This window comes from Paenibacillus campinasensis (genome assembly GCF_002272015.1).
Taxonomy (GTDB): domain Bacteria; phylum Bacillota; class Bacilli; order Paenibacillales; family Paenibacillaceae; genus Paenibacillus_AQ; species Paenibacillus_AQ campinasensis.
Genome location: NZ_NPBY01000046.1, coordinates 1 through 14,016, shown reverse-complemented (window position 1 = coordinate 14,016; position 14,016 = coordinate 1). Strand labels below are relative to the sequence as shown.

Genomic DNA, 14,016 nt, shown 5'->3' with positions numbered 1-14,016 from the left:
CAATACAAATACGAGCCGGAGGCGAACCTGGTTACGCCATCATAAACGACAAAAGAAGCGGGGGATCATTCCCCGCTTCCCGGTTCGCTGCTGCAGCTGATCATCTGGCCCTTTGCGGCGCAGACACGCTGGACTTGAGCTATTTTTTCAGGTTGATGCTGCGAATCGCTTCCATATTCACCTTCGGCTGGCGATCAATCGTCAGCAAGCCGTTCACTTCCTGCTGCACATCGGTAATTTGGGTATAGCAGAACCCGCATACGTAAGGCAAATCTTTAATCGCTTGCGTCACCCCTTCATACCGCTTCAGGAATTCCTCTTCGGTTCGCACCTGATTGCCATAACCCCAGCCCTCTTCGCTCGTAAAGGCGATGCCGCCATATTCGCTGATGATAACCGGCTGACCACGATAGCCATATCCTTGCGCGAAAGGATAACGATTCTTATTATGAGCAAAGTCGTTGCTTAAGAGCGCCTCTTTGTCCTGATAGCGTTCGGCCAGATCGGCGCCAAGCTCTTCATAATCATGAAGCGTAATAATATCCGAGATCGTATGCTCCCACCCGTCATTGACGATAACCGGGCGCATCTGGTCAAATGCTTTCGTCAGATGATAGATCGACTCTGTAAACTGCTGCTGCTTGCGGTTGGTGGCAATATCCGACACCCCCCACGACTCATTGAAAGGCACCCATGTGATGATGGAAGGGTGATTGTAATGCTGGCGGACCACCTCCATCCACTCTTTGGTGAAGCGCTCGACGGCATCGTCACCGAATTCAAAGGTCGATGGCATCTCCGACCATACGAGCAGCCCTTTACGGTCGCACCAATATAAGTAACGGGGATCCTCCAGCTTCTGATGCTTGCGCACTCCGTTAAATCCGAGCGCCAGCGTCTTGTCGATATCCTCCAGAATCGCTTCCTCAGATGGAGGTGTCAGATGCGTGTCTTCCCAGTACCCTTGGTCAAGCAGCAGCCGCTGATAGATTGGGGAATGATTCAGGATCACCTGGTTCCCGGCAATGCGGATGTTCCGCATGCCAAAATAGGAATACACCGTGTCGATCGGCTGTCCATCCTTCTTCAGGATCATCTCGACGTCATACAGAGCCGGGTGGTTCGGATGCCATGGTCTGATCTTCCACTCGCCCACGGCTTCATTCACGACACTCACATCAACGGCTACGGTTCCGCGCTCCACATTCGTCTCGATGGAACGGATCAGCTTGCCGTCAAAGCGGACCGTTGTCTGAAGCGACAAACCGTCAACATCCGCACTCCCAAAGCCACCCAATTCGTAAATGAAATTTGCGGATCCGCGTTCCAGTTCGGGCGTAATTTTCACGCGGCTGATATGAACCGGATGCACGAACTCCATCCACACCGTCTGCCAGATCCCGGTCGTCTGCACATACCAGCAGCCGAAGCTGTTCGGCGTCCACCGCTGCTTGCCCCGCGGCTGCGTACAGCTGTTGCTGTCTGTGGCACGAACCGTAATCCGGTTCTCCCCGCCAAGCTTGAGCGCTTCTGTAATATCAAACGAAAAGGCTGCATATCCGCCCTCATGATTTCCGATATGGCGGCCGTTCACCCATAGCGTTGTCTCGTAATCAACCGCCTGAAAGTGAAGGATGACCCGCTTGCCCGCCGCCTCTGCAGGGACGGACACGGACCGTTCATACCATACGCATGGATGGAATGATTCATCGCCGATGCCGCTGGCCTTGGTCTCGTAGGTGAACGGAACCGTAATTTTCCGGTCTGCCTGCAGTCCTTCGTACCATCTGCCGAGCTCTCCCTCCTGGCTGTCATCAAACCGGAAATCCCATTGGCCGTTCAGGTTCTCCCATTGCTCACGCACCAGTTGAGGTCTGGGATAATCTTTTATATATTTGTGCGAATTTGTAGTCATCGTCTTCCACTCTCCATCTTTTTTATTTGTTGAACGATTGATGTACTGCATGCGCTTCTGCATGTATTCACCATTCGCGCAGTTACTTCGTTTTTACGGACTCCACATCGATATCTCCAAGCTTGATCTGCTCGGCATGAACCGAACGGATGCCAACCCGTCCTTGCAAGAATGCTGCGGCATCCCGGAAGGTCATCACCGGCTCCGTTTCATCTTGGACATAGACCCGGATTGAATCCCCGATAGCCTCAATCTGCAAGCGGACAGGCTCTCCGGCAGGAAAGGAAGTCTTGACGCTGTGCAGCAGCTCGGAATCGTACTGATGTTTGTACAGCTCCAGCTTCGTTGCGCTCACGGCTAGGAAGTATCCCATTAGGGAATCGCTGACCTGATCCCGGAACTCCGATTCATGGCTCACCCGGAACAGAACCCCTGCCTGCCCGGCAGGATCATCACCCAGCGTCACCGTGGTCCGGATGCGATAATCAGTCCACAGATGGCTTCCTCCGTACATTTTCACATCGCCATCCTGGGCGCCGATATAGCCGTCACCTGTCTCAAGCCATGTGCCATGGACATCCTCTGCGCCAGCTTGCTCCAGCAGCCGTTCATGCTTGAACGGTTGATCATCGATGCGCTCAACATCCATCGTCTTCCACTCCAGCTGGCCGCTATTCAGCTGCACTGTAATGGTGTGCAAGCCTTGTTCCAGCTCCAGTGTTCCGGCCCGGATCTTCGCCCAGGATTCGCCCTCAGAGAAATGACGGCTGTCCACCGTATAGGTTCCGGCTTTCCGGTCATCAACCTGCACCTGGATGGATGAAGGCTGCTCCGCTGCCCTAACTGTCAGATCCAGCGCATACTTGCCGGTCTCTGACACATTCACGGCATATCGCAGCCAGTCGCCTTTATGCGACAGCGTGGCTGCATAGCTGCCATCCTCCGCAAGGGTAATCGTTGTGCCATCCGAACGGCGCCACTGGCTGGTCGCTGATGGTTCACGGACCGAGAACCCTCTGTTCTCTCCGCTTAAGTAATGAACCGCTTCAATGCTGCCCGGAAGAGGCTTCACTGTTTCGAAGTCGCTGCTGCCGGAGGCGACATTGGAGAAAGCCGTATAGGACAAGCCCGGCTCGCCTTGCGCGTACTGATACCCGATTTTGCCTGGGCCAAAACCTGAGGCCTCCGCCGATTCATCCAGCTTCAGCAGCCCGTCCACATAGATCCGCAGCTGTTCTTCTCCTCGTTCCACGCGAATCGTATGCAGCTTCGTCCAGTCCATGTCCTCGGGAAGCTCTGACGTAGCCAGCGTGCTGCGATGGCCGGCCTCCACTCGGCCTATGGACACAAGATTGTGCTGCGGATCAAGCGCAACGAATCCGTAATGCAGCTCATCCTCATAGGCGAATAGCATGTCTACTGGCGCCGTGAATGGCGTCAGATTATATTCCGCTGTGTAGATCTGCTCCGTGCTCACCTTGCTTACGATCATCGTTTTGTCGCTTGACGCCACCTGTTCCCACACGCTCGAATCGGGAGCGCCCTCATTCAGCCTGCCGGCAAAGTCAGGCCCCTTTGGTACAGGATGTGCATAGTTGGTTGGGCCAAGAACCTCCATCTTGTCGCCATTGAATACGAGCCTATCTATGTTCATGCGGCGCACCGGCGGGCCTTCCTGAGATCTTCCGATCAAGTTATGGTACACAAGATAATAAGAGTCCAGATCCGGCCCCATCACAGTAGAGCTGTGTCCGAGTCCGTAGAAATCGTCCGTCGTGCTGATCACGAGCGGGTTGTTGGACGGGGCTGTGTAGGGTCCGAGCGGCGAATCATGGGCGATCGCGTAGTGAATGCGATAGCCTTTGCTGAACACATGATTGCCCGTATAGGTTAAGAAATATGTGCCGCCGCGCTTGATGATCATCGAGCCTTCCGTCCAGTGGCCCAGATAGACCCCAGGAAGTGTAACACCGACGCCAAAATCTGCCGGGCCATTCATCGGTACACCGACAATACCGGAGGATCCAGCATGCGTGAACAACCAGCTGCCGTCATCGTCAATGAAGACCGAGCCGTCAATGCTCATACCGACATTGTCCGTGATTCGCTCAAACGGTCCCGTCGGCGATTCGCTCCGAAATACATAATGTCCCTGCCCGGCTGGGGAGGTGTACAGATAGAACCATCCATTCCAATAGTTGACCTCCGGCGCATAGGCCCCGGTGGACACCGGATCCTCCGTTACCATCCCGGCATAAGTCCAGTCGATCAGATTATCGGACACCCACGCCTTGATGCCAGTCCGGTGATCCTTCGTGCTGACATACAGATAGTAGCGGCCGTCATGCCGCAGCACATACGGGTCGCCGTTGCCATAATCCTCCCATTCTTCCTCTAAGGATGGAAAAGGATTGGCATACATTTCACGATAATTGTCCATATTCACCGCCTCCGGTTTCGCGCTTGAATCACATCCTGACAATGCGAGCGCTGCTGCTAATCCCAAAGTTCCGAGACTGCGCATAAACGGCCTCCGTCTCGCCTTGCTGATCTGCATCCGCTTCACCCCTTGATTCCGCTGATCGCCATCGATTCAATAAAGTATCTTTGGCAGAAGAAGAACACCACGATCACCGGCAGCATCGCGATGACGGCCGCTGCCATAATCATCGGATAATCCGACTGGCCGATGTACATCGCCTGCATGGAGGCGATCAATACCTGTATCGTCTGCTTCTCCGGCGTATGCAAGTAGATGAGCGGACCGAGAAAATCGTTCCAGATGCCCATAAATCCGAGGGCTGCCTGAGCGGCAAGCGCCGGCTTCATCGTCGGCAGCGCGATTTTGAAGAAGATGCCCGGGAAGCTGCAGCCGTCGATCTTGGCCGCCTCGATCAATTCCGTAGGCAGCGCGCTCTGTAAATACTGCCGGATGAAGAAGATGACAACAATATTGCCGAACAGCCCCGGCACGATCAGCGGCAGCAGCGTATCCACCCAATCGAGCCTGGAGAAGCCGATATATTGCGGAATCATGACTACCGAATACGGAATCATCATCGTTCCGAGCAGCCCTAGAAACAGCACGCCTTTGTAAGGAAATTCGAATTTTCCGAACGCATAGGCAGCCATGGCCGAGACGAGCATGCCGACGGTCAGGACAATGACAACGATGATCAGACTGTTCATGAAGCCGTATAGCAGCGGCGATTCCAACCAGACGCGCTCATAATTGCTGAACGTGATCGGATCAGGAATCCACTGCGGAGGAATTTCAAATACATTTCGCCGATCCTTCAATGAAGTCGAGATGGTCCAAATAAACGGCGCAATCATAAAAATTGAACCGAACAAAAGCAGCAGCAGCGACCAGAGGTCCTTCCATTGTTCCCGTTTCACAAGATCACCCCCCTAGTCCTGGTAAACCCATCGGTTCGAAAGCTTGAATTGAATCAGTGTCACGACAAAGATCAGCAGGCCGAGCACCCAGGCCACCGAGCTGGCATAGCCCATGTTGAAGTATTTAAAGGCGTGCTGGAAAATGTAATACACAACGGTCGCGCCGCTGTACTCCGGTCCGCCGTCCACCGCCAATACGTAAATTTGGCTGAACGACTGGAACGCTCCGATGATCCCCATCACAATTACAAAAAAATGAATCGGCGTCAGCAGCGGGATCGTAATCCGCGTCAGCTTGTGCCAGGCTCCGGCGCCATCGATTTCCGCAGCTTCATAGTACGTCGACGAGATCGATTGGAGACCTGCAAGATACAGCACCATGTTGCCTCCGATACCGCCCCACAGCCCGATTAGAATAAGCGAAGGCTTCACCCACTCCGGCTTGCCCAGCCAGTTCGGACCCGTAATGCCGAACGTTTCCCATAAGAAGTTGTTCAGCAGGCCGTAATCCTGATTCAGAATCCACTGCCACAGCAGGGATACGGCAATAATGGGCGAGATGACCGGCAAATAGTAGATGGTGCGCATGAACGAGATGCCTGCAAATTTGCGGTTCATCAAGATGGCCAGCAGCAGCGACAAGACCATGCCGATCGGAATGCCGATCATCAGGTAAATGGTGTTGTACATGGATTTGTACACTTTTTCATCGCCAAGAAGCTCCTTGAAGTTCGCGAACCCCACCCACTGTGGATCAGACAGCATATCCCATTTATGAAAGCTGATATAGATTGAGAACAAGATCGGCACCAGACCGAACAATAGAAAACCGAGAACAGGCGGGGCGACGAATAAGTACAGCCACACCCGTTCCTTTCTGCGATAACCGCTAAGCTTCATTCCCATATTCATTCCACCTTAGCCTGTATTCATCATGACAGGACGTGACCCGGCGGGAAGCACCGCCGTCCGGCTATACAGCAGCCAGATCAAGCGGCTCTTCCCCTGGGTCTATGTGCATCTTGCATGAGAGCTGTTCACGAGGCGCCCTCTCTCTGAGGGCGGTCACCCGCTCCCGATAGCCTTACTTGTTGCCTTTATCGTACAGATCCTGCATCTGCTGATGGATCTCGGCGGTGAAATCCTTGGCAGACATATCGCCGTTCCATACCTTGCTTGCATTCTGATTGAACAGATCCATCCACTGGGTGTCCTTCGAGAAGGCGATTACATCCGGACGTCCGTAGTCCTCAATGATGTCCAGGAACACTTGGCGTGTCTTCGGTCCTTGCTCCATCTGCAAAAATTCCCCTTCAGCCATATCGATCAGATTCGGCACCGCCTGGCCGAGCTGATAGTTCTCACGTTGGCCTTGTTCATCCAGCGACAGGAAGGCCGCCAGATCAAACGCCTCCTGCGGGTGCTTGGATTTCGCCGAGACGGCAAATCCCATCGAGCCAAGCCAGGTCGCCGTCTGCCCCGTATTCGGGCTGGCCGGCCATGCCGCGATATCCCATTCAAAAGGCAGCTCCCAGAAAGCCGGCTGATCCCAAGGCCCCATCGCGAACATCGCCAGCGAACCGTCAACAAAGCGTGTATAGGCATTCATCGCCTGCTCGGCTTCCTGATTCGGGCTCACCTTATGCTTCAGGCTCAGATCGGCTACGAACTGCATCGCTTCATAGAATTCCGGCTCATTCACCTTCACGGTGCCGGTTTCGTAATCGATATACTCGCCACCGTTGGCCCATACCGCCGACTCCAGAGCGTAAGCGCCCACACCATACTGTTCCGGCTTCCCATCTCCGTTGCGGTCCACGGTCAGCTTCTGGGCCGCTTCCAGCATGTCCTCCCATGTCCATTCCCCGGCTGTGGCGGAAGGATACGGCACACCTGCTTCATCAAACAAATCCTTGTTGTACACAAACGCCCACGGGCCGACATCCTTCGGCAAGCCGTACAAGTCGCCTGCTCCTACCTTGCTGCCATCAAAGCGGTAGCGGTCCAGCGCCTCTTTCCATACATTGTCTGGATTGAACAGCGTTGTCTGATCAAGGTAAGACTGAATATTCAGCAGAGTCCCGGCTTCTGCGAACCGGTAAAATTCAGGGCCGCCGACGTAGAAGACGTCCGGCACCTTGCCTGAGCTGATGAGCGTTGTCATCTTCTGCGAATACTCGCCAGGCGGAACCGATGTATATTTCACGGTCACATGCGGGTATTTGTCCTCAAAGGACGCGATCAGCTTCTCGAATATTTTCTTCTCATTCGGGTTGCCATGGCCCATAAACTCGATGGTGACCGGCGCCTTCTTCCCCGTTTCCCCACTCCCCTCTTGACCTGGCTGTGGCGAGCTCGGGCTGCCTGTCGAAGAATCACCGCTTGGACCGCCCCCGCTGCAAGCGGATAACGCGAACATCAACAGCAAAACCAACATGCCTGCAAATTTGCTCTTCGATTTCATGCGATTCCCCTCTTCTTTTCAAAATATTTATTTGTAAGCGCTTTACAATGTGATGATATATTATAACAATATAAATTTATATACTAAATTCAATATAAAATCAGGATGAATCATTCCATTCAATTATCGTGTACAAGACGGACAGGAACGACAATACGCCGCGCATCATAACCCCCCTTGATCTGCTCAATCAGGAGCTCTACGGTCAGGCGGCACATTTCCTCCTCGTTTTGGCGAATGTATGGAATATGCGGCAGCTCCGGAGGGTCGAATGTCACGAGTTCCAAATCTTCGGGCACCCGTAACGAGGCGGACAATGCGGCTTTGTACGTATTTCTGCACAGCTCGGTATTGACGGTCACCGCACCGGTTATTCCGCGATTGGCGGTCAAAAACATGCGGATGATTTCAACCGATTGCCCGGAAGCAATCGCATCCAGCGGCAGGAGGCACCATAAATTTTTGTCGATGGACAAGCCGTGCTCCAGGAACGCCTGCTCAAACCCGTGCGCCCGCTCGTCCGTCACCGTGTTCGTAATCTCAGGCGATATGAAGGCGATGGAGCTATGTGCCTGGTCCAGCAAATAGTTGACCGCTTCCTTGGTGCCGTTCACGTTGTCCGAGCTGACGCTGTATGTCTTGACCTCCTTGAGAAAACGATCGATCAGCACAAACGGAAACCGGTCCAGCGACAATCGAAGGATCGAATCATTATAGGTCTCGTTCTCCACCGGGAATATGATCATCCCATCTACGCCCTGCTTCAAAAATGACGCGATCACCCGCGACTCCTCCACCTGGGATTCACGCGTAATTCTGACCATAACCTCATAACCCGCCTCTGTGGCATACCTCTCCAGACCGTCCAGAAATCGCTGATCGACTTTTGTCTTCATCGCCGGCAGCACGAGTCCGATGCGCCCGCTCCGGCTCGGCCCCGCCGTCCATTCGCCCAGCGTCTCAAGCGCGGAGGCCTCCTCCGGCCTGCTCATCACAAAGGTGCCTTTGCCCTGAATCCGCACCAGCAAACCTTCCTCCATCAGCCCGACCAGCGCATTCTTGCTTGTAATCTGGCTGACGCGGTAACGCTCGGACAGCTCCTTCTCGGAAGGGACGCGATCCCCTTCCCTTAGTTTGCCGATCGCAATCAGTCGCTTGATGTCCTCCTGGATCTGTTTGTACAGCGGCAACGATTTCAATGTATATCACAACCTTCGCGTTTCGAATATTATATTAAGTATATTAATATAATATTTCTCGATACTTGTAAATATGAAAACGCTTTTTTGTGCAAATAAAAATCGGCCCGGACAATGAGGATTCCTTCCTCTGCCCGGGCCGATCCCCGCTATAGCCGCACTATCACTATCGAATTGAAACCTATCGTTTTCCCAGCATTATCCAGTCTGCACCCACGCTACCGGCACGACCTCTCTGCGCGGGTCATACTTGCCCTCCAGCTGCTCAGCCAACAGTTCCACCGCGCTGCGGCACATCTCATCCAGATGCTGACGAACATAAGGAACACCTTCGAGATCCGGATCGTCAAAAGCCGCCAGCAGCGGTCTGTTCTCCGCCTGTGGCCAGATGTCCCGAAGGGCATAAAACGCATAGCGAGCCAGCTCCGCATTCACGGCAAACAACGCGGTAACCTCGCTCTTTTCACGTAAGAAGCGGCTGATCTCCTGCTGGCCAAGTCCCTTGCCTAAGGTGTCCAGATCAAGCAGGCACCACAGCGTCTTGTCAATCGGCAGGCCTCGCTCCATAAAGGCCGCCTCGAACCCTTTCGCTCTTTCATCCGTGACCGTATTGGTGATTTCCGGCGACAGAAGGGCCACATGCTCATGCCCCGCAGCAAGCATATCGGAGACGGCTGTCCGCACGCCGCCATAATTGTCAGCGCTCACGCTATACGTTTTGATCTCCTTCAGGAAACGATCGACCAGCACCAGCGGCACCCGATCCAGCGTCAAGCGAAGAATCGCATTGTTGTAGCTTTCCTGCTCCACCGGAAAAATAATGTAGCCGTCCACGCCCCGTTCCCTGAAATGCTCGATCGCGAAGGCTTCCTCCTCCGGCGATTCGCGGGTAATGCGTATTAAGAGATCATAATCCCTCTCCGAGCAATACCGCTCCAGGCCATCGAGCAGCTGCTGGTCAATTCTCGTTTTCATCGTCGGCAGGATCATGGCAATCGTTTTTTTGGCGCTTGGTTGGGGCTGATGCTGGTGCGGATGCCCGCGCTCGGAGCTGAGGAGCTCCCGCACGAAGGTCCCCCTCCCCCGGTAACGAACGAGCAGCCCTTCTTCCACCAGACCGTTCAGCGCATTTTTCGATGTGATCTGGCTGACACCATATTGCTGGGCCAGCTCCTTCTCCGACGGTACCAGCGCCCCCGACGGTAGCTCGCCGCTCTGAATGCGGCTCCTTATATCGTTCTGAATCTGTTTATACAACGGATGTTCCATGTTATACCTCTCTTTATTTATCCATTCCTATCGTTGCAGATTTGAAAAATAGTATATAGTTAGTATATTAAAGATACATCCGCAGCAAAGCATTCATATTCATATATTGTATCATCTCTTTGGATAATCTCAATCCCTTGGAGACGGAGTTATGCGGTCAGACTTTTAGGATAAAAACCACTATAAAAAACACGACGTCAGATCGACGACATCGGGTTAAGCATACTTGGGCTCTCTACAGAAGAAATTGAGATTGAAGACATTTTTATGATTGTTTGCTTTGGCTCTACATTAAATATGAGTATTACAAAGAGGTACATCATCACTAAAAGCCCAATAATGATGGATAATGTGATACCTATTATCTTTCCTAGTTTCATTTGGTTCCTCCTGTACTTCGATATTGAAATCGTGAATATGCGAATATAGCTTATAAAAACCAGAAACATACATAAATGATTATTGTTACATAAGTAATGTTAAAGCGAAAACAGGAAGATTTAAAGGAAATATTTCCTATTCCCACTCATGTTCCGCACACTTAGCAGAATTATCCCGCTAGGTCAGGATGAAGAACAAAAGACCGTGAAGATTCACATACTTCCCACGGTTTCTCATCCACTCCTTTTTTATCCCTTTTCATCCCTTCCGCTCTAAGCCTCTAACCTCTGCCCCCTGAATGAAAGGGATAACCATGCAAGACTGACGGCAAGGGGTACCGTGGCCGGCCCGCCAGTTAATTTTAATATCAATTTAGTATATCTATATGGATATCAACTGCGATACAATCCTTTTTAGAAAGCGCTTTCTACCATCTAATGACAATGTTGGGAGGCTGATGATGATCATGATACGGAAACAACAAGGCCGCTGGAAGCGTCCACTGGCCTTCATCTTGATGCTGGTGCTGGCAGCTGCATCCATGCCGATGAGCCCAGCTTATGCCGCTTCAACCGGCATGGCTTGGGCTACACAGCAGGTTCCGATCTATACCCCGCCTTCAGGCGGAGTGTGGTATCCGAGGCTGCTCAAGCTGACCCCGCAGGAGTGGCTCGTCTCGTTCGACACGAATGCCGGCGGAGGAAATACAAGAATCGTGGTGTCCAGAACACAGAACGGCGGCTATTCCTGGAGTGCTCCGGTTACGGCTGTCTCCAGCCCTACCGGCAACGTAGGCAACGGACAGATGATGAGGTTGCCGAACGGGGAAATCTGGCTGGCGTATCGGCATGTCGTCCAGAATGGCTCTACGTACGACATCCAGCTGAATGTCCGGCGAAGCTTCGATGGCGGTTATACATGGAGCGACTTGCCGGGCGGACTTATCGGCAGTTCAACCGCCTCCTCCTTCAAGGGGCTCTGGGAGCCGCATCTGGAAATGATCGGCAACACCATTGCAGTGCTCTATGCAGATGATAGCCCGGCAGCGGTCGGAACGACAGGTCAGCAGAATCTGTATATGAAGACTTGGAACGGAAACAGCTGGGGCAACCGAATCACGATCAGCGACGGTGTCGCGGTCGGCTCCCGCGAAGGCATGCCGGTCATTACGCGAATGAGCGATGGTCGGTATATCACCGTATTTGAAGCGTCTGACGTGCCCGGACATCCTTTTGTCATCAAATACAAAATCTCGCCGGACGGCTTTAACTGGTCTGTGCCGCGTCAGACGCTCTATGTGCCCAACGGAAACGGCAAGAAAGCCGGCGCTCCTTTTGTCGTCAGGCTTGAGGACGGTCGCCTGATGACCGCATTTCAGACGGATGATAGCAGCGCCAACACAGGGGACCCGTACACCTCCATGCATACGATGATCAGCGCCGATAACGGGGCCACCTGGCAGCACAAGTATAATGTGTTCCCGGTATCCGATACGCGCTCCTCGAATTGGAATGCGCTTATGACCGTTGACGCTACGAAAGTTGCAGCGGTGACCAGCGCGACTTATCCCGCAAACGGCATCTATCTGCGGTTTGGTTACACGGTAACACCGTTTCAGACGAATCTCGTGAACAATCCCGGGTTTGAGACAGCAAACGTAGCAGGCTGGACCACATACGGGGATGACTACCCGCAGCGCATTCTGATCCACGGTGCGAATGACGGTGTCGGCTTGCCGGCCGCAGAAGGCTCGTACTTTGTCGGCCTCGCCGGAACCAGCGGGCCGGCCACTGCCTATATCGGTCAAACGATTACCGGACTGGATAACGGCACCTATACGATGCGTGCCCGAATGCGCAGCAGCGGCGGTCAGAACAGCTGTGTCATGGAGGTTAAGGATTATGGCGGCAGCATGCGCCAGGCTGGCTGTCCGGTTACCACTTCGTGGACGCCGGTCACTATTTCCAACGTTCAAGTGACGAATGGGCAGGCGACCATCGGATTCTATGTGTCCAATTCCTCCCCTTCCCAATGGGCGGACATTGATCAGGTGGAATTTTTCCGGGAGTAACTTCGTATTTCTTCTTCTCACAACATTTGCGGAAGCTGCCGCCTGCCACCGTATGCCTGAAGCATCTCATGTGTGAGATGCTTCGATCAACCTGGGCACTCACCTTATTTAACTGGCAATAGACAACTCCCCGAAGCGTACAGCTTCGGGGAGTTTGTACTATACGAACCCCTCTCACCAATCATGGACAAATGAGGCGTCGATGCTATAATGATTGCGTACTGCTACAATTCCCTTTCCCCATTCGATGACCGTTCCTATTATATAAAAACGACCAAGGAGCTTATCACTTTTATGCATGCAATGAATGAAGCCTATTACCGAGCCATACTCGCCGCTTATCCGCTTCCGCCGGTCAGGCAGATCGAAGCGCGCGAGAGCGGCATGAACAATACGACCCGCTACGCTGTCCTGGAAGACGGACAAACGATCGTACTGCGTATTTACGAGAACCATCGTTCAACCCTGAAGCTGGCTGCCGAGCATGAACTGCTGCTCCAACTGGCACAGCAGCAGCTCCCCTTTCTGATCCCTTGCCCGCTTCGCACGGATCAAGGCCGGACCTGGACGACGGCATCTGACGGGAAGCTCGCCGCCCTCTTCACCTATCTGCCGGGTGTCAAACCCGCTGCCGATCGCCACGACCTGTCTTACGCATATGGACAAGTCGTAGGCCAGCTTACGCAGGCGATGGAGAAGCTGCAGCTTGAAGCTGCGCCTGCATACCCGCCGTATGATGAATTACTCGGCCCGGACACGGAAGAAGCAGCGGCAACCGCCCGCAACCTCTATGCGTCCGACCCGGCTCTTACCGCACTTGCGGAAGAAGCTGATTTCCTGCTGAATATTCTTGCTGCACTGAACCGTCACGCTGACGCCATTCGCTGCCTGAATAGACAATGGATACACGGCGACGTATCGTTCGCCAATGTCTTGATCGAGCCAGAAGGCGTTATCCGCGCTGTGCTTGACTTCGAGTTTGCTACACGTGATTCTAGGGCGATGGAGCTTGCTGTTTGCCTCGCTGAACAGCTATCCGCCCCCGGTGGGCTTGCGTTAACTGTGATTCATGAACTGCTCGCTGGTTACAGAAGCGTCCGCCCGCTGGAGTCAGAAGAGCTGAAGCTGCTCCCCGAGCTGCTTCAGCTGCGCAAGCTGGATGTCTTCCTTCACTTCCTGCACCGCTATCAGGAAGGGCTGGATCCCGCCCCTGTCCTTCTGGACCAGACGCGTAAATCCGCAGCCGTATGTCGTTTTATCAGCTCACATGCCGATCACATTCGCAGCCTGTGAATCCGTGTCATCGCGTTAGCACAAC

The 14,016-nt window shown here is 53.4% G+C and carries 9 protein-coding genes; 2 read left to right on the top strand and 7 right to left on the bottom strand.

Annotated features, from left to right (window positions below):
- Window positions 1–139: 139 nt before the first annotated feature.
- From CHH67_RS15290 to CHH67_RS15260, 7 genes are all read right to left on the bottom strand, one after another.
- Window positions 140–1,915: a glycoside hydrolase family 2 protein gene (locus CHH67_RS15290; RefSeq protein ID WP_095266068.1), complete on the bottom strand. Its 1,776-nt coding sequence runs from the start codon at window positions 1,913–1,915 to the stop codon at window positions 140–142.
- A gap of 82 nt (window positions 1,916–1,997) precedes the next feature.
- Complete coding sequence (locus CHH67_RS15285; protein WP_244908210.1) at window positions 1,998–4,472, bottom strand: family 43 glycosylhydrolase; 2,475 nt, start codon at window positions 4,470–4,472, stop codon at window positions 1,998–2,000.
- Window positions 4,473–4,477: 5 nt separating this feature from the next.
- Window positions 4,478–5,314, bottom strand: a complete 837-nt coding sequence (locus CHH67_RS15280) for a carbohydrate ABC transporter permease (protein WP_095266067.1) — start codon at window positions 5,312–5,314, stop codon at window positions 4,478–4,480.
- A gap of 12 nt (window positions 5,315–5,326) precedes the next feature.
- The gene (locus tag CHH67_RS15275) at window positions 5,327–6,220 is read right to left on the bottom strand and encodes a carbohydrate ABC transporter permease (protein ID WP_095266066.1); all 894 of its coding nucleotides are present in this window, start codon (window positions 6,218–6,220) and stop codon (window positions 5,327–5,329) included.
- Between the two features lie 178 nt (window positions 6,221–6,398).
- Window positions 6,399–7,778, bottom strand: a complete 1,380-nt coding sequence (locus CHH67_RS15270) for an ABC transporter substrate-binding protein (RefSeq protein WP_095266065.1) — start codon at window positions 7,776–7,778, stop codon at window positions 6,399–6,401.
- A gap of 119 nt (window positions 7,779–7,897) precedes the next feature.
- Window positions 7,898–8,977, bottom strand: a complete 1,080-nt coding sequence (locus CHH67_RS15265; RefSeq protein ID WP_095266064.1) for a GntR family transcriptional regulator — start codon at window positions 8,975–8,977, stop codon at window positions 7,898–7,900.
- Between the two features lie 198 nt (window positions 8,978–9,175).
- On the bottom strand, window positions 9,176–10,246 hold the full coding sequence (locus tag CHH67_RS15260; protein ID WP_095266063.1) for a GntR family transcriptional regulator: 1,071 nt from the start codon (window positions 10,244–10,246) through the stop codon (window positions 9,176–9,178).
- Window positions 10,247–11,093: 847 nt separating this feature from the next.
- On the opposite strand from CHH67_RS15260, the gene CHH67_RS15250 reads away from it, so the two are divergent.
- Both CHH67_RS15250 and CHH67_RS15245 read left to right on the top strand, forming a co-directional pair.
- On the top strand, window positions 11,094–12,698 hold the full coding sequence (locus tag CHH67_RS15250) for a sialidase family protein (protein ID WP_095266179.1): 1,605 nt from the start codon (window positions 11,094–11,096) through the stop codon (window positions 12,696–12,698).
- Between the two features lie 294 nt (window positions 12,699–12,992).
- Entirely contained in the window at window positions 12,993–13,991 is a 999-nt protein-coding gene (locus tag CHH67_RS15245) for a phosphotransferase (RefSeq protein WP_179292137.1), read from the top strand.
- Window positions 13,992–14,016 lie beyond the last annotated feature (25 nt).

Coding starts and splice junctions, on each gene's coding strand:
- CHH67_RS15290 (WP_095266068.1), bottom strand. CDS start 1,915: ATGACTACAAATTCGCACAAATATATAAAAGATTATCCCAGACCTCAA.
- CHH67_RS15285 (WP_244908210.1), bottom strand. CDS start 4,472: ATGCAGATCAGCAAGGCGAGACGGAGGCCGTTTATGCGCAGTCTCGGA.
- CHH67_RS15275 (WP_095266066.1), bottom strand. CDS start 6,220: ATGGGAATGAAGCTTAGCGGTTATCGCAGAAAGGAACGGGTGTGGCTG.
- CHH67_RS15270 (WP_095266065.1), bottom strand. CDS start 7,778: ATGAAATCGAAGAGCAAATTTGCAGGCATGTTGGTTTTGCTGTTGATG.
- CHH67_RS15260 (WP_095266063.1), bottom strand. CDS start 10,246: ATGGAACATCCGTTGTATAAACAGATTCAGAACGATATAAGGAGCCGC.
- CHH67_RS15250 (WP_095266179.1), top strand. CDS start 11,094: ATGATACGGAAACAACAAGGCCGCTGGAAGCGTCCACTGGCCTTCATC.
- CHH67_RS15245 (WP_179292137.1), top strand. CDS start 12,993: ATGCATGCAATGAATGAAGCCTATTACCGAGCCATACTCGCCGCTTAT.